Annotated in this window: 12 protein-coding genes and 4 pseudogenes; 4 read left to right on the forward strand and 12 right to left on the reverse strand. The window is 68.7% G+C overall.

What is annotated here, in order from left to right; all coding sequences use genetic code 11:
• Positions 1–200: 200 nt before the first annotated feature.
• Both STBA_RS01155 and STBA_RS01160 read left to right on the forward strand, forming a co-directional pair.
• Complete coding sequence (locus STBA_RS01155; protein ID WP_077057452.1) at positions 201–992, forward strand: alpha/beta fold hydrolase; 792 nt, start codon at positions 201–203, stop codon at positions 990–992.
• A 13-nt stretch (positions 993–1,005) separates the two neighbouring features.
• The gene (locus STBA_RS01160) at positions 1,006–1,767 is read left to right on the forward strand and encodes a class I SAM-dependent methyltransferase (protein ID WP_079251628.1); all 762 of its coding nucleotides are present in this window, start codon (positions 1,006–1,008) and stop codon (positions 1,765–1,767) included.
• 19 nt (positions 1,768–1,786) lie between these two features.
• Here STBA_RS01160 and STBA_RS01165 read toward each other — a convergent pair whose 3' ends face one another.
• The 5 genes from STBA_RS01165 to STBA_RS01185 form a co-directional block, all read right to left on the reverse strand.
• Complete coding sequence (locus tag STBA_RS01165; RefSeq protein WP_077057453.1) at positions 1,787–2,629, reverse strand: class I SAM-dependent methyltransferase; 843 nt, start codon at positions 2,627–2,629, stop codon at positions 1,787–1,789.
• 456 nt (positions 2,630–3,085) lie between these two features.
• Positions 3,086–4,837, reverse strand: coding sequence for an ABC transporter ATP-binding protein (locus tag STBA_RS01170; protein WP_077057454.1), 1,752 nt, complete (start codon positions 4,835–4,837; stop codon positions 3,086–3,088).
• Entirely contained in the window at positions 4,834–6,621 is a 1,788-nt protein-coding gene (locus STBA_RS01175; RefSeq protein ID WP_077057455.1) for an ABC transporter ATP-binding protein, read from the reverse strand. The genes STBA_RS01170 and STBA_RS01175 overlap by 4 nt, the downstream gene beginning before the upstream one ends.
• A gap of 59 nt (positions 6,622–6,680) precedes the next feature.
• Positions 6,681–8,120, reverse strand: a complete 1,440-nt coding sequence (locus tag STBA_RS01180) for an MFS transporter (protein ID WP_079251629.1) — start codon at positions 8,118–8,120, stop codon at positions 6,681–6,683.
• Positions 8,121–8,686: 566 nt separating this feature from the next.
• Positions 8,687–9,415, reverse strand: coding sequence for a class I SAM-dependent methyltransferase (locus STBA_RS01185; RefSeq protein ID WP_077057456.1), 729 nt, complete (start codon positions 9,413–9,415; stop codon positions 8,687–8,689).
• Between the two features lie 773 nt (positions 9,416–10,188).
• On the opposite strand from STBA_RS01185, the pseudogene rpmE reads away from it, so the two are divergent.
• Positions 10,189–10,384: pseudogene (gene rpmE / locus STBA_RS01190) on the forward strand (50S ribosomal protein L31).
• Positions 10,381–10,832 (forward strand): annotated as a pseudogene (locus STBA_RS35405) (cobalamin biosynthesis protein CobW); the annotation flags it as partial. The pseudogenes rpmE and STBA_RS35405, both read left to right, overlap by 4 nt.
• Before the next feature lie 383 nt (positions 10,833–11,215).
• On the opposite strand, the gene STBA_RS01205 reads toward STBA_RS35405, so the two are convergent.
• The 7 genes and pseudogenes from STBA_RS01205 to STBA_RS01240 form a co-directional block, all read right to left on the reverse strand.
• Positions 11,216–12,328: a hypothetical protein gene (locus STBA_RS01205; protein WP_077057458.1), complete on the reverse strand. Its 1,113-nt coding sequence runs from the start codon at positions 12,326–12,328 to the stop codon at positions 11,216–11,218.
• A gap of 426 nt (positions 12,329–12,754) precedes the next feature.
• Positions 12,755–13,017 (reverse strand): annotated as a pseudogene (locus tag STBA_RS01210) (integrase).
• 293 nt (positions 13,018–13,310) lie between these two features.
• The gene (locus STBA_RS01215) at positions 13,311–16,358 is read right to left on the reverse strand and encodes a hypothetical protein (RefSeq protein ID WP_143659395.1); all 3,048 of its coding nucleotides are present in this window, start codon (positions 16,356–16,358) and stop codon (positions 13,311–13,313) included.
• A complete protein-coding gene (locus tag STBA_RS01225) occupies positions 16,355–17,452 on the reverse strand; it encodes a hypothetical protein (protein ID WP_143659396.1) in 1,098 nt (365 codons plus the stop codon). Before STBA_RS01225 ends, STBA_RS01215 begins: the two co-directional genes overlap by 4 nt.
• Positions 17,452–18,192: a hypothetical protein gene (locus STBA_RS01230; protein ID WP_253194480.1), complete on the reverse strand. Its 741-nt coding sequence runs from the start codon at positions 18,190–18,192 to the stop codon at positions 17,452–17,454. Before STBA_RS01230 ends, STBA_RS01225 begins: the two co-directional genes overlap by 1 nt.
• A gap of 91 nt (positions 18,193–18,283) precedes the next feature.
• Positions 18,284–18,580 (reverse strand): annotated as a pseudogene (locus STBA_RS39395) (trypsin-like peptidase domain-containing protein); the annotation flags it as partial.
• The gene (locus STBA_RS01240) at positions 18,543–18,896 is read right to left on the reverse strand and encodes a CU044_2847 family protein (protein WP_079251632.1); all 354 of its coding nucleotides are present in this window, start codon (positions 18,894–18,896) and stop codon (positions 18,543–18,545) included. The pseudogene STBA_RS39395 and the gene STBA_RS01240, both read right to left, overlap by 38 nt.
• Between the last annotated feature and the right edge of the window lie 1,508 nt (positions 18,897–20,404).

Raw genomic sequence — 20,404 nt, forward strand, 5'->3', positions numbered from 1 at the left:
CCTTCGGTGACGTCCGAGCGAGACCGTGCACACCTCTCCACGTATTCGCTATAGCGAATACACGCCCTCTCGGTAACTTGGCGCGCGCACCCAGGGATGTCCCCTTGTTTGCGTGGAGATGACAACTGCATTCATAATACTTCGTGTGTCCCTGAAATGGTCGGGAGAGACCAGGCGAGCAGGAATGGACAGGAATACTCATGGCGTTGGAACACGCTGACCTCAGCCCCTGGTTGAGGCGTTCCTCTCTCCGCCCCCGGGCAAGGCTGCGCTTGGTCTGCCTGCCACACGCGGGAGGTGCGGCGTCCTCGTTCCGGCCCTGGCAGAGCCTTCTGCCGACGGAGGTGGAGGTCCTGACGGTCCAGTACCCGGGGCGGGAGGACCGTTTCCACGACGCGCTGGTGGACACCATGGACGAGTTGGTCCGGGAGGTGGTGGCCGCTGTGGGCCCCGTTCTCGATCGGCCCTACGCGCTGTTCGGTCACAGCATGGGCAGTGCCGTCGCCTACGAGGTTGCCCTGGCACTCCGCCGGATCGGGCAACCGCCTCCCGTCCGCCTCGTGGCCTCGGGGCGGCCCGCGCCACACCGCACTCCCGGCGGGAACGTCCATCTCAGGGACGACGACGCGCTCGTCGACGACATGGTGAGGCTCGGCGGCACCCCGCGCGAGGTGATGGCCGACCCTGACCTGCGTGCCATGGTGTTGCGCTATGTGCGCAACGACTACCGACTGATCGAACGGTATCGCCCCGCCACCCCCCGCACGCTGCCCTGCCCGGTGAGCGTGTTCGTGGGGGAGGACGACCCCGAGTGCGGACGGAATGAGGCACAGACCTGGTCCGAGGTCACGCCCGAACCGCTCAGCGTGAGCGTCTTCGCCGGCGGCCACTTCTTTCTCGCGCCCCAGCGGGAACGAGTCGCCGAGGCCATCTGCCGAGCCCTGGCCCTGCCCGCGCCCCGCCCGGCCAGGGCTTGGCCCAGCACCCCCTGAGCCAAGCCCCGCGATGACAACCGAGACGAGAGGACCCGAGCCCGTGGTCGCCGACTACTACACCGCCTCCGCCGAGTTCTACGAGATGGTCGCGTCCCGCCATGTAGCCACCAGCGCAGGGCCGTTGACCACGGCCCTGTCCGGGGTGGACATCGGGCACGGACCCGTGGTGGAGATCGGCGCGGGGACCGGTCGTATCACCGCCGTGATCGCCGAAGCCCTGCCGGGAGCCTCCCTGATCGCGGTGGAACCCTCCACGCCCATGCGCGCGATGCTCACCAGCCGGGTCTTCGGCGACCCCGGCCTGCGCAGCAGGGTCACCATCCTCGCCGAGCCCGCCCAGCGCGTTGAACTCCCGGCCCGCGTCAGCGCTGTCGTGATCTTCGGCGTAGTGGGGCACCTCTCCAAGGAGGAACGGGTTGGCCTGTGGCGCATGTTGAGCGAGCGCCTTCCCCCGGGCGGCCCCATCGTCGTGGAGCTGATGGGGGCGGGCAGCACCCGGCCTATTCCCCCTTTCCGGATGCTGCGCGAGACGATCGGGGAACAGACCTATGAGTGGTGGACGGAGGCCGAGCCCGTCGCGGGCAACCTCATGCGGTGGTGCACCTCATGGAAGGTGTTCCGCGACGGGCGTCTCGTTCGCGATACCACCGACACGTACTCCTGGGAAAACCTCACGCTGGAAGCGCTGGCCGAGGAAGCAGGTCTGAGCAGCCGCATGATCAGTGCCGGCGGAGTGCCCGGCTCTCCGGAGATCGGCATCCTCCACCGATGAGGAAGCCGGGGTGCCATGGTTAGTCGAGGGTCCCTGTCACCAGCAGCATGGGGTGTAGCAGGTGGTACCCGGGCTCGTTGAGCGCGTAGCCGTCGCTGCCCGGGGTCATCAGTGTGACGGCCCGCGCCAACTCCTCCTCGCTCATCCCGGCTTCCCGACCCTGCTCGCGCGCGGCGTCAAGAAGTTCGGGCCAGACCACCCGCTCCAGGTAGGGACGCGCCGTCGGGTCGTCCTCCAGAGGGAAGACGGCCCGGGGCATCAGCCGCACCCGGGGGCCGCGCAGCCCCGCCGCCAGCACCCAGTGCACCAACCGCTCGTTGTGCGTTGGGCCGTCCCCGGGAATACCCCAGTTCATCTGTGAGGCGACACGCAACTTCTGCTGCACCCGGGAATGACCGGGCAGGAACGTGGCCTGGTAATAACCGCTGCTGAAAAGCGCCAGGACTCCCCCCGGGTTGAGCGCCCCGACCAGGGCGGCCACCGCGGCTTCGGGATCGGGGAAGTTACCGGGCCAGATCACGTCACTCGCCCAGATCGCGTCGAACCCCGCCCCCGACCGTGCCGCCTCCGCCAGCACATCCAGCAGATCCGCCTGCCTGGTCTCGACCCGATCGGCGACACCTTCCCTCTCGGCATAGGCGGCGGCCAGTTCGAGCGCGTCGGCGTTCTGGTCCACGCCGAGAACACGCGCGTCCGGGTCCGCCGCATGCGCCAGGGCGACAAGCCCGCCCCCCGCGCCCGTGCCCGCATCGAGCAATCGCCGTCGGCCACCAAGGTCAAGGGTGCGCATCGCCTCGCCGATGGTCGGGGCGACGAAGGCGCGGTTGGTCAACAGATATGTCGTGACGGTGTCCGTCGTCATTTCTCTCATGGTGGATCAGCCCCTTGCTGCATAGGTGAAGCCATACAGGTGATCGTCTACAGTCGGTGGACCCAGCGTCGGCCTTATCCGCGCCTGCCCCCTCCCCCGGCAACCGACGTGGCTCGGGAAGGGGCGAGGCGGCTGCATCCGGCGTCGGGCGCGGCGACGCATGACCGTGGTGACGGTCCGTGCCGCGCAACCGAGCGTGCTCCGGGAGGGAGGGCTGGCAATGACCGCGCCCCGGGATGGCCAGGCCACTGCCGGGGGGCGCTGGCCGCCTCCGGATGTTGCGCACCCCGGACCGTGGTCCCAGGACAGCACGCCGTTCCCGCCCGGCGCACCCAACTGAGCACACGTAATGGTAACCATTTTCAACTCACGGGCAAGTGGGGCTGTACACCACACACGTCACGCCGAAGCCTTCCGAACGCGCCGCCCGCTCTTCTCTACCGACAACTACTCCCCCGGAGTGGGCGAGGTGAGCCGCCACCCGGCCGAGCGGGTGCGCTCCTCCCAGAACGCCCGGTATCGGCCACCGTGTTGGAGGAGTCGTTCGTGGTTCCCCTCCTCTACTGTTCGGCCGCCGTCCAGCACCACGATCTGGTCGGCCGAGCGCACTGTAGGGAGCCGGTGCGCGACCACGATAAGGGTGCGGTTCGCGCGCAATGAGGTGAGCGCGGCGACCACGGCAGCGTCGTTGGCGGCGTCCAGCGCCGCCGTCGCCTCGTCGAGCAGCACGATCGGCGCGTCCTTCAGCAGCGCGCGGGCGATCGAGATCCGCTGACGTTCTCCGCCGGAGAGAGCCGCGCCGCCCTCGCCGACTCGAGTCCGCCAGCCATCGGGGAGCCGGTCCACCACTTCTGTGACGCGAGCGAACTCGGCCGCCGTCCGCAGCTCCTCGTCACTCGCCTCGGGCCGGCTCATCCGGATGTTCTCCTCGATGGTCCCGTCGAAGAGGTAGACATCCTGGAAGACCAGCGAGATGTGGCGCATCAACTCCTCGGTGCCCAGCTCCCGTACGTCCCTGCCCCCGATCGAGACCGTGCCCTCGTCCACGTCCCAGAACCGGGCGATCAGCCGCAGCACCGTGGTCTTGCCGGACCCCGAGGGCCCCACCAGCGCCGTCATCGTGCCCGGCCGCGCCACGAGACTCACGTCCCGCAGGACCGGCTCGCCGCCGTATCCGAAGGTGACACCACGCAGTTCGACGGAAGGCTCGGCGGGCCCCTCCCCGGCGGGAGTGACCTGTGGGACAGGCAACTCAGCCGTGGCCAGGATCTCCTGGTACCGCGCCATGGCGTTGCCGGCCATACGGAGGGCGGCCCCGTTCTCCACAGCCGTCATCAAGGGCTCGACCAGCCGGACACCGAGCACCATCAGTGCCACCAGCTCGGCAGTTCCCAGCTCACCGCCCAGGGCGAGCCTGGCACCCGCCGCGAGCAGAGCGACCAGCAGCAGTTGGATCACAAGGTTGGTGGACAGCAACGCGGGCGCGGCGATCACGGTGGTGGAACGCTGCGCCGCGCTCTGCTCGGCGAGGGCATCCTCCAGCAGCCGGTGCCCCGAAGCAGTCCGGCCAGTGGCACGGAGTGTGGCCTGGGCCTGGGCAAACTCCACCACCCGGCCGGCCGCCGCGGTGGTGGCTGTCTTCTGCACGCGGTCCAGCCGAGCCACCAGCCGACCGGCCCAACGGCCCACTACGGCCACCAGGGGAAGTCCGACCAGGGCCACCAAGGCGAGTCGCCATTCGAAGAGGAACATCGCCACGACCAGGGTCAGGGGCGTGACCACCGAGGCCACCACTGGACGCAGCAGGTGCGCGGGTACGCCCATCATGTCGACGATGCCCCGGCTGGAGAGCTGGCTCAGCTCGCCGACCCGGCGCGGGTCGGAGAACCAGCCCAGTGGGAGCGCGGCGACCTTGTCGCCAAGCCGGCGGAAGAGCTGCCTGGCCACGCCGATGGCGGCGTGATAGGCGGCCAGTTGGGCGCGGTAGCGCACTACGGAGTAGCAGGCGAAGAGCACGGCAACGGCAATGATCCAGGGCCAGGCATCCGGTGGCCGGTCGGAGAGAACACGCTCCAGCGCTGGGACCATGCAGGCGTAACCGATTCCGGCCAGCACCGACTCGATCACCAGGCTGATCAGGTTTTTGCGAATGGGTCGGGCTCCGGGCCGGTCCCCGAGGCTCAGCAGTGTTCGGATCACGATGTCCGCCCTTCGGCGAGCGCCTCCTGGGCGCCCCACAGCTCCGCGTAGAGACCCCCTCGGGCCAGCAGCGACTGGTGGTCACCGCGCTCCACGATCCGTCCTTCGTTCACCACACAGATCTGGTCGACTTCGGTCACCGTGCGCAACCGGTGGGCGATGACCAGCAGGGTGCGGCCGGCCGCCAGTCGGGAGAGCGCGTTCTGGATGGCCGTCTCGGAGTCGGGGTCGGCGTAGGCGGTGGCCTCGTCCAGCACGACCACGGGGGTGTCGGCGAGCAGGGCCCGAGCAATGGCGACGCGTTGGGCCTCACCTCCCGAGAGGTTGGCGTCCTCGCCGTGGACGCTGTCATAGCCTCGCGGCAGCGTCATGATGCGCTCGTGGATGTTGGCGGCGCGGGCCGCCGCGGTCACCTCCTCGTCGCCGGCGTCCGGGCGGGCCATGCGGATGTTCTCCCGGACCGAGTCCCGCACCAGCCGGATGTCCTGGAGCACCATCCCCACCTGCTGGTACAGAGTGTGGTGCGTCATCTCCCGCAGATCAGCACCGCCGATGGTGACGTGCCCTTCCGTGGGGTCCCAGAAGCGCGCCAGCAGCGCGGCCAGCGTGCTCTTCCCGGCCCCCGAGGGCCCGACCAGCGCGGTGACCGTGCCCGGCCGCAGGTCCAGGTCCACTCCACGGATCACCTCCGCGCCATCGGAGTAACCGAACCGCACACCGGCGAAGCGCACCCGGGAATCAACGGGGATGGCGGGCGCGTCCGGGGCCGGCGGGAGTGTCCCGGTGCCGAGCAGTCGCTGGAGGTTGCCGGCGGCGTGCCGGGCGGTGGCGAGATGGTGATAGGCATAGTTCAACTCCAGGAAGGGACCGGCCACGGCCACCCCCACCACCAGGAACGGCAGGACATCCGCCGGCTCGGCCCAGCCGGCCTGGACGAACACGGCGCCCGAGACCAACGCGGCCAGCAGGGTGGTGAACGGCGCCAGCGCCAGCTCGGCCACGGTGGAGCCCCGCAGCATGCCCCGGACCCAGTCCCAAAAGCCGGCCACGAACGACTCAGCCGCAGCCACAAACCGGGTATGAGCGCGCCCGGCCTGCCCGAACGCTTTGACCACGGCGATACCATCCACGAACTCGACAGCCGCCGCACTCACATCGGCGATCGAACGCTGATAGCGCTCCATCTGCTCCCCCTGGCCACGCATCATGACCGAGTACTGCACGACCCCCACCAAAACAGGAAACAAAGTCAACAACGCCAACCGCCAGTCGGATGCGAGGAGGTAGACCAGCGCGGCGGATGGCGCCACGATCGCGGTGGTGAGGTCGAGGTAGGCGTGGCCCACCAGATGGTGGAGGTCGGCGACATCGTCGGTCATCACCTTCTTGACCCGCCCCGAGGACCGGTCGGTGAACCAGCCCAGGGGCACATGGCCCAGCCGCCGAGCCGCGCGTCGCCTGACATCGAACTGGAAGGCGACATCTGCGAGGTGGGTGATGGTGAGCGCGGCACCACTGGTGAGGAGGCGCAGCAGAAGCGCCCCAGCGGCGACAGCGACGACCGTCCAGACCTGCTCCTCGCGGACCGGATCGCGCAGCAGCTCGCGTGCCAGCTCCACAAGCGCGATCAGCGGCACCACTTTGGCGAGGGCACCGATCGCCTCCAGCAGGCAGGCGAGCATGAGGCGGGAGCGCACGGGCGCCAACAGGTCGCCGAGCGCGGCTTTCCCCTGAGGAACGGCGTCGGGGTTCTCCTGGTGGCCCGCCGTGTCGGGGGGTGACATACGACCTCCTGGGAAGGCGGGCCAGTGGCGGTCCCGCCGCTGATCGGTGGGTGGGAGGGTCAGACGTTCTCGGTCTCGGACGTGCCAAGCCGAGGCACGAGGCACACCGCGAGCAGTGCCGCGGCCAGGGCGCACGCCCCGATGACGAGGAAGGCCCTCGCATAGCCCTCGGCCAGAGCGGCCGTGGGGTCGGCGGTGGACGCGTTGCCGGTGACCGTCACGGCGAGGGTGGAGAGCGCCGCGAGGCCGATGCTGCCGCCGCACTGCCTGCTGGCATTCAACAAGCCGCTGACCAGGCCGGCTTCGCCCTTGGTAACCCCGGAGGTACCCATGGCCGTGTTGGCCATCACGCTCAGTCCGATACCGACACTGGCCACCAGCGACGGACCGAGGAAGCCGCTCAGAAAGGTCGACTCCGGGCTCAGACTCCCGAACCACATCAACCCGACGCCGCCCATGGCCAGGCCGCCGCCGATCAGCAGCCGCCCATCGACGCGTCCCACGAACCGCGAGGCCGCGAAGCTGCCAAGAACGGCGCCGCCGCAGAAGGGCAGGAACGCCACGCCCGCTGCGAGGGGGCCATAGTCCAGCACATGCTGGAGGAAGAGTGAGGCGAAGTAGAAGCCCGCCACGGTGGCCGCCCCGACCAGCAGCGACAGAACGTTGGCCAACCAGACGGTACGGGGCGCGAGCACACTCAGCCGGACCAGGGGGGCAGCCGAGCGGCGCTCCCAGACCACGAAGACCGCTGCCAGAGTGACCGCGCCACTCAATGTGCCGAGGGTGCGCGGGGAGCCCCACGGATGCTTCTCGGTTTCCAGCAGGCCGAAGACGAGTACGGTCATGGCCGCCGTGCCCAGCAACGCGCCACCGAGGTCGAGCCGCCGGGAGCTGCCGCCCCCGGCGAGCACGGAGGCCAGAGCCAGCGGCACCGCGAGAGCCACCAGCGGGACATTGACGAACATCACCCAACGCCAGTTGAGCAGGTCCGTCAGCACCCCGCCGAGCAGCACCCCGACAGCGCCGCCGGATATGGCGACCATGGACCAACTCCCCAGCGCCCGGCGTCGCGGGGCGCCCTCCGCGAAGGTGACCATGATGAGGGTGAGGCTGATGGGTGCCAGCACCGCCGCCGCGAGCCCCTGCCCGGCCCGAGCGGCGACCAGCTGTCCCGGCGACTGGGCGAAGCCGCCCATCAGGGAGGCCACTCCGAAGAGGAGGAGCCCGGCGATTACGGCACGCCGATGCCCGAAGAGGTCGGCGACGCGGCCTCCGAGAAGCAGCAGGCCGCCGAAGACCAGGGTGTAGGCGTTCACCACCCAGGAGAGATCGCCGGGTGCGAAGCCCAGATCCCGGCCGATCTCGGGCAGGGCCACGTTGACCACGCTGATGTCCAGTACCACCACCAGCTGGCACAGGCAGACCGTGGCCAGTACCCAACCCGACCGCGCCGCCGACCGCTCGCGTTCCGTGCTGGAACCCGCCCCCATCTCCGTCATGTCATCCCTCCCCCGATGCGTACAGTGTTCGCGTAAGGTATGCCTAACTTCCACAACATGGCAAGCCGTGCCGGCTTCTGGGCGCATGAAACGATGCGATTCATGACACAGCAGCGACGCCCCCACCGGGCCCGACCACGGCATCCGGCGCCGTCGAGTTGAGTACGGCCGCGACCCCGCTCCGTCGGCATATCGACGCACACGAGGACCTGCTGGTGGCGATCCTCGAACTGGTGGCGAAAGGATTGCCGACCCGGCACGCGGCTCCTCGCCCGCGTCACGGACGCCGACGACCACGCGGTAGCCGCCGCTGAGGGCCGCACATCCTCACCAGGGGCGAGATCCCCGCCCACACCCCCTTCCCCCTCGCCAACGCGTGCGTCGAGGGCTTCCTGGGGACCGGCTCCCCTCCCAACGCGACCGCCTGACCGCGAAGATCGTTCCTGCCCAGTTCCCGGCACTGGCCCGCTGCCGCGCCGAAGCCGCAGACCCCGCCCCGTCACAGCACACTCTGCGCGCCGTCCTTGCCACGCTCCTTCCGGCAGAGGCTCGCCCCTGAGCCGGCCCTAGGAGGTCCGGCGGCCGAGAAGATGGACATCCGAGTCCCCAAGCGTCCGGGAGCTCAGTGCGCAAGCCGCCCACTCCGCGCGCAACTCCTCGTCGGTGACCACCCACCAGTCGTAATCCACGTCCACGCGGGCAACGACACGGCCCTGGTGAAGCGTTTCGTAGGCCATGTGCCAGACCACGCTCTGGTCACCGGCAGGCTCAGCCTCGGACCACCCGCGATAGTCGTACGCCCCCACTCGCACGACCGGGCTGGCGACGCGTGGGACCGCCGCAGGAACCGTCGGCGGTGGGTTGTTGACCACCACTATTCCGCCCGGGTCCAGGCGTGCGGCGATCCTCGCCCACAAAGAGCGTCGCTCGTCGGGCGTCAAATGTCCGATCATATTCACCGCGAGGACGGCGCGCACTCGCTCGGGGAACGGGAACTCCATCGCCCCCTCAGCCACCACGGTTGTGCGGGCGGCGAGCGGCGGATCATCCATCAGCCGCGCCAGCAGGGCCGTGCGCATGGCCGCCGACGGTTCGACGGCGAGAAGCCGGGCTTCGGGCAGCGCGGCCGCAGCGATCCGTGTCCCCCGCCCCGCACCCGCGCCGAGGTCGATCACGGGACCGCTGAGAGCCGACAGCCGCCTGAGTTCGGCAGCGAGCGAATGCCCGACCTGTTGCCAGAAACCAGCGATCAGCGGGTCGATGAACGGCGCGGACTTGGCGTACGAATCGGTCACAGCGCTTCCTAGAGGTCGATACTTCTCTGTTGACGTGGCGGAGTGAGAAGGAGTCCTTCAGCGCTGCCTCGCGACCCCCGACTGGAGGTCTGGTCGGGCACCACCACGGGGGGAGCCGTGAGACAGGAGAGAACGCGAACCCGGCCCCTCTTGCCCAATGCCGGCGTCGCATACGGACTCGGCCGCGGCAACCGACTCCCCCGGCGCGGATTCCACCCTGTTTGGGACTGTCCGGCAGGGGCCGCATACTCCGGTGTGCTGGACGACATGCTCGGGAAACGCGAATTCCGAGTCCGCGCCGACGCGCCGCACCCAGCCCTCCAGCGCGGCCGGGTCCAGGGCCCTACTGGTGCCGCAGAAACGGCACATAAGGCAGTGCTGGTGTCCGCCGGGGGCCGCGTCCGATAGTGGCGTGTACCGCTCGCGTCGAGGACAACATCCACTCGGCCACGGATCTCCATGTCATGGAGGGTCCGGTAAACGGCAGTATGGCCGACCCGCACTCCCCGAACCCGACGTCCGGCCGTTCGCGCACCGAGCGTGACGTGCGACTGCCGCTCACTCCGCCGGCGTCCCATGGCGGATCACCCCGCACGATCTGGCTACCAATCGACCCGTCCGACCGTAGACGAAAATGATTCTCATGTCTATCTAGCCGGAGCGGCGCCACATATACAGCCAGCCACGCAGGGCACTCACCCCTGCAGACCGCACCCCGGAAGGAGCGGAGGACGCACCCGGACCGGCCAACCCGTCGCCGCCCGACGTCCGACATCCACCCCGCCTACGCCCCCGTAGTCTTCCGCGACAAGGCTGCGGGCTTCGCGTTCCTCACCCGCTCCACACTGGTCTCCCGCACGGACACGCTCAGCCAGCCACCCCTTCTGCACCGGCCAGCTGCGCATCGTGGACTCCGCCGGCCGGGTCGAACGCTTCCGCCGCCGCTACGAACAGCGCGGGGCACGGTGACGCTCCCCATCGTGAACGTCGCCGGGCTGCACGCCGACGCCCTGCTGCGCACGGTGCCCCGCAGCGTCGCACTCCACCACGACCTCACCACCGCGCAGGAAGGCGCGGTTCGTCGCCTCCTGCGGGAGCAAAGCGGAACCGCGGGCACCGGGCAGGCCCCCTCGTCAACGACTGTGCCTGCTGTGCGCTCCGCGAGGAACTCCTGCCCGAGCTGGAACGGCTCGCCGAAAGGGGAGAGTTGTGCGCCCTGGCCGTCGTGGAACTGTGGGACTCCGTCGAACCACAGTCCATCGCCCAGCTCATCGGCGTCGTCATCGCTATTGACCCGGCTCTGGCCCTTCCCTACCTGTCGAACGGCGACGACCTCGCCAAGTTCGGCCGGGCCGCCGCGAGAACCGACAACCGCACCGTCGGCGACACCTTCGCCCGCCAACTGGAGTACCCACCGCACTAGCCAGGAGCTGTTCGGGCTTGTGATCATGTGGCCGAGGTGAGGAGCTTTAGCCACATGATCGATCCGCGGAGGCGGGGTCCGGCCTCGTAGCTTTCGGGTGTCCTGTCGTAGCGGGTGGCGGGGCCGCGCCAGGCCTTGATCTTCTGGAAGAAGCATTCCACGGTGTTGTGCTGTTTGTAACGCTCGGGGTCGTAGGCGACCGGCCGTCCTCCGGCCGAGCCCTTGTTCTTCCGGTTGGCCTGCTGGTCGGTCTTCTCCGATATATCTGCATTGATATGGAGCGTCTGCCGCCAGGCCCACCCCCCGGCCGACTGCGCCGCCAGCGGTTGGACCGACCGCGTCCCCCGGCTGCTCCTGCACCAATACTCTCGAGGAGCTCACGTGGTGAGGTGGGGGAACGCCCGACGAGTCGAGGTGAGGACCGTTCGATAGGTCGGGCCGGAGACAGCCATGGCGGTGACCAGCGTCTCGACGGCCGCCCGCAGGGCGTCCTCGCCGCGTGCCTGGCGTAACGCGGGGAGTGCGGCCTGCTGCTGGACGATGTCAGGTGAGTGTCCGTTCCATGCCGGGACCGAGGTGTGGCGTATCCGGGCGTCGTCGAGTATCCGCTCCCAGATCAGGTGCCTGTGGGGGAACGGCGGGGGGAACTCGTCTCCTCGGTCCAGCGCGGCGAGCGCGGGCGCGATCCAGTCGACCTCCGCCAGGCCCGCGGCCGTGAACGCCAGTCGGGCCGCCCATCGGGCGATCGCCTGCTGTGTCGCGGCGTCCGCCGCGGCCACCGCTTCGGCGAACTGCCGGTCCGCGCGTACCAGATCCACCGCGGCGCCCTCCATCCGCGCCAGCGGTTCGCCGGGGCGACCGCCGCCGCGCCACAGCAGATTGCTGCGCTCCGATCGCTTCCGCTCCACCTCCCATGCCTGGGCCTCGGAAAGTGGGCGGGTCGCGGGCCGCGGCAGTGGGCGCTGCTCGCCGGCCCACCGGTGGCTCCAGGTGGCCACGTCACTGGTCTGTCTCAGTACCGCGTCGGGAGCCGCCGGCGCCGGCCACCACTGCATCAACCAGCGCTCGATCAGCGGCTCTTCGGGCGACCGCTGGTCTGCGGCGTTCCCCGCGTCCATGCCCGTGACGCAGTGCCGTACCCGGTAGGGCACCGCGCCGAGGGCCAGCGGCCACGCCTCCTCACCGTCCCCGGCCAGCAGCACGGTGTCGTCGGACCGCGGCTCGAAGGAGACCTCGGCCACCTCCTCCCAGCCTGCACCGGGCGCCGCCGGCGCCGCCTCGTGCCGCTCCATCCGCAGACCGACCCCGCCGAACCTGAGCCCGGTACGCACGTAGAGGAAGCCGGGGAACGCGGCACCGCACAGACCGGAGCACTGCCCCACGAACGCGTCCGACAGGTCGACCACATCCCCGGAAGCTTGCTCCGGACGGCTGTCCAGGAAGAAATGGCCGTGGTCCGCCCGTACCTCACCATCGAAGATCACACGCATTGTCCACACCATGAGTCTCGACAACTGGCTGGCGCCATTCTGGTGGGGCACACCGACAGTCGCCTTCGGCGCCGCCCACGCCGGTGGTGGAGTGGCTCCCGAGCCGTCCCGTGGGCGGTTGCGACGCGACACGGGCGCGAGCGCGGACGACGGGCCGGGGGTCAGCCGCCGGATCGGGCGTCGCAGGTGTCATACGCCATGGAGGCCCGGGGTCGTACCCCCCACCGGCCAGGGTGCAGGGTGCGTTGCGCAGGTCAACGCGTCGAGCACTCGACGCCTCACCGCCAACCGCGCACGAGGTCGTCAGCAAAGGCCACCAGGCGCGGCTCCAGAACTCGAACTTCCGGAGCCGCCGCTGAGACGAACTCGATCGGGCGCAGCGCGGACCCGCGGGCAGCAGACAACGCCGCCGACTGAAACTCCGCCTCAGTCGTGAGTTCCGGTTCCGCCATTGTCGACCTGTCCGAGTTCGACTCCGAGCAGACGCCGCAGGTCTGCGGTGACCACGCGATAAGAGCGCCCCAGCCTCAGGGCCCGGCGGGGTACTCCCCGCGGCGTGCGAGGTCATATCCGGTGCTGCGGGTCAGCGCGAGCGCACGGTTCACGGTCTTCAGGTCGATGGCGGGCGGGAGAGCGCGCAACTCCTCCTCGGACATCGGCGCCCGCTCGCGGGCGGAACTCCTAGCCATGGCGCGCAAATCCTCTCTCCAGTCCAGCAGGGCCGGCATATGTAGCATGCGAACGGGGGCTCCGCCCCGGCGACTGCCCGGAGCGGGCCCGGTGCTTCTCACACGTCTCTCACGGACTCACGAGAACGCCCATGGCCCAGCCGGGCAAAAGACCGGACAGCACGGGCCCTGACCTGCGACACCGGACGCACCGCACACGCCCCTCCCTCGTCCGACCGCTGTGGCTCATGTCGGAACCACAAGGCGCAGCGGAACATGCCGATCGGTCGGCAGATCCATGGAAAATCGGGGATTCACTTCCACCAATCGCCCACCGTATGCATGGCTTTGAGGAAAGAGCGGGGCACAGCTGCGCTTTCCGGAAGGGACGGGGCTGCCGCAGTCGACAGCAACGCGAGGTCCCGGACGACAAGCGGCCGGGGTATGCGTGACAGTGTGCGTATGGCGCGGTCCACGAAGGACACGTCAACGGTGCCAGAGGCGATCCCCTCTCGCAGGGCTGGCAGGTGCTCTCGCAGCAAACCCTGCCGTCCCTCCGGCAGACGGATCCTGGTAATCGCGTCCAACGTCCTTGCCACCGCTTCCGGGCTATCAGCGGCACTGCGCACGACAGGAAACAGGGCCGCCGCGCGACGCTTGTCCTGCGTGATTGTCTCTGCTGTATCCAGGGCGGATTTAAGGAGTACGCCGCGCCGCAGGGCCTCGGTATGACGGGCGAGTGCGCACAGCAAGAGGATCCGCTTCTCGGGATCGTCGACCGCCGCGATTAGGGAACCGAGCTGCGACATCCGGGGAGGGGGGAGGGGTGGCAGGTCCTTCCGGAGCAGATCGAGCAGCCCGTCCGTCGCGTGGCCCGTTGCGGGATCCGCTCGCGCTGTTCGCAGCACCTCCTCCCACAACCGGTCCGGGCTGAAGTGTGGTGCGGCTGCGGTGATCAGGGCCCCGAGGGCGGTGAGGCGGTGCCGGGCGGATTTGATTTCCACAACGACCTGCTCGGCATCTCCGAGGAACTCCGGGGGAAGGTCCCCGATGAGGGGCGGCAGTTCCTCCGGCTCCAGCGCTTTCCGCTGGAGTAGGAATTGCACAATTCGGCTCCGGTCCCGGGTCGGCAGTCGGTGCAGGGCTTTGCGCCGCTCGGACTGACTTCGATGTGCGAGCGCCACCGCCGCCGCATGGAGCAGCCGGTCGCGGTCTTGGTCGTTTACTAGTCGTGCCAAGTCGATGACGGGGCCGGGCCCCACGCCTGGACCACCCGCGAGGGCAGTATCTGTCAACGGCTTCAGGAAGGACGCGAAACGCTGGGCGTCGATATGCCGACGCACGGTTTCAGCGGCGGCCACACAGGAGGGGAAGGGTAACTCCTGTACTCGACGCAGTACGTCTTCGACCTCGTCGGCGCCGACCAGGGGCATCACCGCCTGGAGTCTGGACGGGGTGGGATTGCGGCCAAGGGCGTCGTTCAGCAGTAAGGACCGCGTTTTCGGAGCCAAGATGGGGAAGACCCTGGTCACTTCGTCGGCAAGCAGGTGCCGGAATCGTCCCGGGTCGGAGTCGGGTTGGTTCTCGGACGCCCGCATCCAATCGACGGCGTCTGCGACGTATTGGGCAGGGAGCCGCGATACCAGGCGAACCAACAGCCACGGGCGAAGCCATGGTTGGGTCTGTTCTGCGGTTACCCACAGCAGTCTGACGAGATCCTCAGTCAGCCGGTGCGGGAATGCGTCGAACAGGGCCTCAACAGAGGGAATCGAGAATGGGCTCATCAACCAGCCGTGGTGCGGCGAATTCGCCATGGAGATTCTACGGAGCAGCGGGATGGCGCACTCACGGATCAGCTGCTCCTTGTCCATGGCTGTTGACAGCATGCCGGGTGCGGCGCCGATTCCGCCGAGGATCGCCAGCTGCTCCTCGGGGTCGATGGGCCCGAGCGTCCTGCGCTGTTCGTCCTCGACGTGCTGTCTCAACTCGGGCGGGAGCGGGAGCTGCGCCAATCGTTGCAGGTCTGTGGCACGGCGCATGGGCTGTGGCTCGTTGACGATCTCAGTCAGCGCATAGCGTCCGAGCAGGGCACAGTACTGCTGTGACGCCCGCTGAACGCAGGTCGTGAACGCTTGCCGCCGGGCGCCTTCATCGGCGAACTGCGACATCCGCGCGGTCGCGGCTTCGACCGTTCCGTCCGCGAGGGGCACGCCGCTGCGGCGGAGAAAGGACAGCACTTCCATGTCGCCGAGTCGGCCCGGGCGGAACACGAGATCGCCCTCAAGGTCGGCGAGGACGGGTTCGGAGGCGTCCACCATCGCGTCACTCAGCGCACTGGCCCTGGGACGGACATCGTCGATCACTTGGGCGCATTCCAGAGCCTCGCTGAGCAACACATTTAGTGCTTCGCCACAGTGGCAAGCAGCCAGAGCGGTGAGTACAGCGGCCCGGCCAGGGGGGGTGAGACGACGCGCGTGCCGCAGGAGGCGCTGAACGGAGTGCGAGGACTCTTCGCAACCGTCGGCGATGAGCATGTGGGCGCGGAAGAGCAATGCCGCGATCCGGTCGTCATCTTCCGCCTCTCCCAGGGTGCTGTGCAAGACCGCCCGGACCTTTTCTGGAAGAGCAACCGCGAGTTCCTCCGAGTCCATTGGTGGCATGGCCATCAGATCGCGGTACACGGCGCTCGGTAGATCCGCGCGGGACTTCTCCACCCATGGCCGGGCCTCGGCCAAGAGGCTGTACCGGACTTGCGGAGTGACGAGAGCCAACTCCATTAGCAGCGGCCCGCGTTCCTCCGGAGGCGCGAACTCCGCAAGCGCGAACCGCGCCCGCACCGCATGGCTGACGCTCGCGATATCACCCTGCCGAGCACGAGCTTCCGCGACTGCTGCATGAGCGTCCGCATCCGGAAGACGCCGGGCAAGCGCGCTCAGAGCGCGGATCGCGATCAAAGGATCCGGAGTCCGCCGGGCCAGCTGGACCGCGCGGGACAGCAGGTCATCCGGCAGATGGCCGGCCATCAGCACCAGCGCACGGCCGCGTCGCACACCGTCGTCGTCCCTGGCACAGGCATCCACGGCCTCCCGTGCGAGCGCGAGCCGTTCGTCCTGCGGTAAACGGGCACTCAGCGCCGCGAGGGCGATCGCCCGTGGGCAGGGAACCTCCAGAACCCGGGCCATGGCCACCGCGCGCCGGACTGACTGCCCCCGCAGGTGAGGACTCAGACCTGCCAGCGTCGCAGACCGGTTGGCCGTCGCCCGTACGGTGGCCGTAATGGCCACGCACTCGTCGAGCCATTCAGGGCCGACGGCTTCGGCCAGCCGTACCACGGCAGCAGAGCGCCGTTGGTCATAGGTCATACGGCGGCACAGCGCCAGGGCCTGCGCGGCGGAAGGACGCTCGCACGCACGGCCGCGCCCAGCAGCGCCACAGGCATGCCGTCGCTCCGGGCAGCGACGCTGGCGCGGGCGAGGGCGCTGAGGAAGCGCACCTCGAACGCCCGCTCGTCGCTCCGCGTCTCGGCCCGCCGCCAGGCGCGCTCGCTGTCGTTGAGGAAGGTGCTGTCGCCGCCGTCCAGGGCCTGGCAGGCGCGCAGCCAGCCACCGTCAAGGAGGGCATAGAGATCCTCGTCGGGCGCCATCGCCCGCTCCAAATGCGCACCGTGAAAACGGACGGCATAGGGCGGGAGCGCGATCGTTCCCTTCCGTGCCTGCGCCAGCGCGCGTCTGCCGTGTGCCAGGAACCGTTCGTCCCAGGTGTCGCGTTCGGCCTGCCCCATCGAGTCACGGAAGTACATGCCGAGTCGCGGGTGGGAGTAGACGAAACCGGTGTCCTTGCCGTTACCGATGACAAAACGTCCCACGTCCGTAGTCAAGGCCCGCAGTCTGAGCCAGGACAGCGGCCGGGGCATGATGTCCGCGAGGTCGTCGTGGCCGAGCGGGCCGAGCGCGCAGGCCAGGACGTTCAGGAAATCCTCGAGATCCTGCCGTTCGGCGGCGGAGTTGCGATGGCGCTCACGCCACTGCCGTTCTTGCTCGTCCCACCAGCGGCTGAAGTACCCGGCCAGCCCCTTGCTGATCGAGGGAAGCTCGTCCGCGCTGATCGCCGCGGCGCGCTCGCCATAGGGCAGCAAGGCCTCGACGTAGAGCCGGACGAGCAGGGGATCGCCCTCGCTGAGCCGGTAGAGTTCGCTGACGACATCCACATTGGTGGCCAGGCTGGCAAGGGGGTTGCCCATGGCATGCAGCACCTGGCGCACCCCGTCCCTGTCCATGGGAGGCAACGGCAGGCTGACGGCCAGTGAGTCCCAGTTCAGGCGGGTCAGCCAGCCCGTGCTGTCCGCGTCGCCGGCCAGATGGCGAGCAGAGGCCAGCACCCGTACACCCTGCCCGGGCGCCGCGGGGAAGAGGTCGGGGCCCGGCTGCCAATCGGTCGCCTCGTCCAATCCGTCCATCACGACCAGCAGGGAGCGCCCGTCGGGGGGGGCGGGCGTCGCAGATAGCCGAGGCACGTCTCCTTCCACTGCTCGGCCGACATGTCCGTGATGGCGGGCGGTTCCCCGTACACCTCACCCAGTTGGTTCGCCAGAGCCGAGAAAACGACCCCCGCCTGGGCGGTGTTGAAACGGATGCTCACCGGAACGACGACCACGTGCGCCCGTTCCTGCCGCATCACCACCTGGGCCCAGCGCACCAGCAGCGCCGACTTACCGCGCCCAGCTTCTGCCGCGACCAACGCGTAGGGCGCCGCCTGCGGATCCGCCAGCCACGCAGTGAGCTCGTTCATTTGCGGGTCTCGACCACCGAAGGGCACTGGTGCGCCTTCCCGGCCCAAATACTCCACAAGGAAATTCTCGATCCGCCCCGCGTAGCCAGCGCTCATCCCCATCAGGCCGGCCAGCAACGGGGATACCGCGTCAGCAGCCTCCCGCCAGCGGTGGTCCCGGCGGTGAAAGGCGTCATGCGCAACGACAATCTCGGGGTGAAGGTCACGCAACACTCCGACGGGCACCCCCCAGCCCCCGGTCGGCTGGGCAGCATCACGCGTCGTTTTCAGCACACCGCACACGCCCATGGTCCGCAGATTGAGCAGCGGCCCCCCGCTCATGCCCGGCACCGCCTGCCCGCCGCCTAACTTGAGCAGCCCGTCGCCGACCCCATGCACGCCCTCGTAAGTGAAGGTGACCGGCTCCACCTCCGCGGCGTCCCGCGACCAAGTGCGGGTATACCCGCAGCCCGCAGCCGTGTATGCGGTCCTCCAAGCGTGGCTCGATATGGTCAAGCCGCACACAGGGGTGGTCTCCGCTCCCGACTGTGAGGATGGCCAAGTCCGGGTAGGGATACGGGCCGAAGAGTGGCCCAGCGTCGGTCACCGGATGCACTGCGATGAGCCTGGCCTGCCCCGCGCCTCCCTGCCACTCTGCCCAAAGCGACGCCCCGGCATCCGCGCCACTTACGACATGGGCACAGGTCAAAATCGTGCCCGGAGCCACGAAGAAGCCCGTACCGCCAGCCGCCCCGGCCCCGCTGATCCGGACTAGACAGTCACCCAGCAGTCGTCTGATTCCCGACGTTCCCGGCACCGCTCTCCCACTCCAGCGTAACCTTCAGCGACGCCTTACTGCCGCTGTCCACGAAGACGCTCACGAGACTGCCCCCCTTCACCCCCAACTCGAGACCGAACTCGACCACGGCCTTCGAAGGCTTGATCCTCTCCAGGCTGGCGACGATCACAGCCCCGACGCCCTCCAGCGCCTCGCCAACGGCTTCGAGGGACAGCAACCGATCGAACCCGACATCCTGCGGGCCTCGCGGAGAGGCCCCGTCCAACTGCTGAACCCTCGCCATCATGAGCTTCCCGTTGGGGAGCTCAATGTCCACGGTCTTCTCTTCCGCCACGCCTAGTACCCCCTCGCCAGCGCGTGCCGCAATTCTGCCGCCTGCGCGTCCGGTTGACCAACCAAGGGTGACTGTAACTCCGGCACTTCTGAGGAGCGGTCCCGTCACCGCGACCGGCACGGTGACAGGGAACGCTTCGGTGACGGCACCTCGTGGGCGAGGGCGGCCGGTCGTGAGTGCAGTGCCCGGCTCGGTGGTGCCGGTGTGGAAGGAAGGGCTCGACGCCGACGTGCTGGCGCCGGACTATGGGCGGATCATGGCTGTTGTGGCCGACCGGGGCGGGGAGGCGGTGGATTGCCGACAGCTCGCCGCGGCGCTCGGTCTGGCTGTGGTCCCGGGAAACTCGGGGGGTGCGGTCGAAGGCCAAGCGCCTGGCGGCCCCGGGGCCGCGGCTCGAAGTGGGCGGAGGAGCGGGCCCAGCCGGTCTCCTCACCACGACGAATAGACGGAGAAAACCGCAACGGACAGATGGGATCTACGAGAAAGCTACAGGTCAGCGGGTGGAACGGCCCGGTCCGGCATGGTGCCTTCTAAGCACCTGCCCAATGGGCGCTGGCAGCCCTGGACCAGGTGTGGCAATATCGACCGGCTCCGTCGCCGCAGTGCCCTCGCGCGCGCAGCGCGAGCCAACGGGTCGGTGGGCTGGATTCCCGAGGCCCCCCGCGAGCGGTAGCGAGTCGCAGCCCCCACGCACGAGGGGTTACGCACGCGGCATTCGCCCTCCGCCCGGATGGGGAGAATCTGGGGAGTTTCACTAGCTCGCGGGGAGTGTCTGGGGAGTTCGAGCTGCATAAACGAGAAAGTCACCGAAAGACTCCGACAGAGGTGTTCCCGCAGGTCAGAGGCACCGAAGCACCCAAAACCCCAGCTCAACACCTTTCCCGGGTGCCCTACATGACATAGGTGCCCAGGTCATCGGCCTCCACGATCCCCCCACACAGGGGGTCACATAGCGAGTCGCGAACGTTTCGCGCAACATCGTCCCGAGCTATAAGCCACACGAACCCCAGAATTCAGGGCAGGTCTCCGACCCATCCCGCTCAGCGCCCCACCTTGATAACGCCTGGAGAGCTCCTGTGGAGTTTCGGCTGGCGAGGCTTGCCGCGGCCCTCTCCCCTATCGAGCAGCACGTCGATGGCATGACGGGGCCCTTTTCACCAGCCTCCCTCCTCATCCACGCCCTTCAACTCCGCGAGGCATCCGACCCGCCTCATTTCCTCTTTCGTCGTCACTGCTGCGCTCAGGGGGATTTACCAGCCTACGCAGACACGCGTGAAGGAGCAGCCCGGCACCGATGACCTACCGCTGTTGATTGTGCCCAGACCGCGGTCGTCGGCCTGGGAAAACTTCCCCGGATCACATGTATCACCCGGCAGGGGGTCACACCAAATACCGCTCTAATCTCGCCTCTCCATTCGCACAGCATTGGCAGGCGGGAGAGACAATTGCGCCATTTCCGACTCGCGTATACCGAGCCCTTCGAGACGTCGGGCTCGCGGCGCGGGCAA

It is taken from the genome of Streptomyces sp. MP131-18 (assembly GCF_001984575.1).
GTDB lineage: Bacteria > Actinomycetota > Actinomycetes > Streptomycetales > Streptomycetaceae > Streptomyces > Streptomyces johnsoniae.

What these genes read in the sequence shown, in the direction of transcription:
- STBA_RS01165 (WP_077057453.1), bottom strand. Translation starts at nt 2,629, where the DNA reads ATGACGACGGACACCGTCACGACATATCTGTTGACCAACCGCGCCTTC.
- STBA_RS01225 (WP_143659396.1), bottom strand. Translation starts at nt 17,452, where the DNA reads ATGGACGGATTGGACGAGGCGACCGATTGGCAGCCGGGCCCCGACCTC.
- STBA_RS01180 (WP_079251629.1), bottom strand. Translation starts at nt 8,120, where the DNA reads ATGACGGAGATGGGGGCGGGTTCCAGCACGGAACGCGAGCGGTCGGCG.
- STBA_RS01155 (WP_077057452.1), top strand. Translation starts at nt 201, where the DNA reads ATGGCGTTGGAACACGCTGACCTCAGCCCCTGGTTGAGGCGTTCCTCT.
- STBA_RS01160 (WP_079251628.1), top strand. Translation starts at nt 1,006, where the DNA reads ATGACAACCGAGACGAGAGGACCCGAGCCCGTGGTCGCCGACTACTAC.
- STBA_RS01205 (WP_077057458.1), bottom strand. Translation starts at nt 12,328, where the DNA reads ATGCGTGTGATCTTCGATGGTGAGGTACGGGCGGACCACGGCCATTTC.
- STBA_RS01215 (WP_143659395.1), bottom strand. Translation starts at nt 16,358, where the DNA reads ATGACCTATGACCAACGGCGCTCTGCTGCCGTGGTACGGCTGGCCGAA.
- STBA_RS01175 (WP_077057455.1), bottom strand. Translation starts at nt 6,621, where the DNA reads ATGTCACCCCCCGACACGGCGGGCCACCAGGAGAACCCCGACGCCGTT.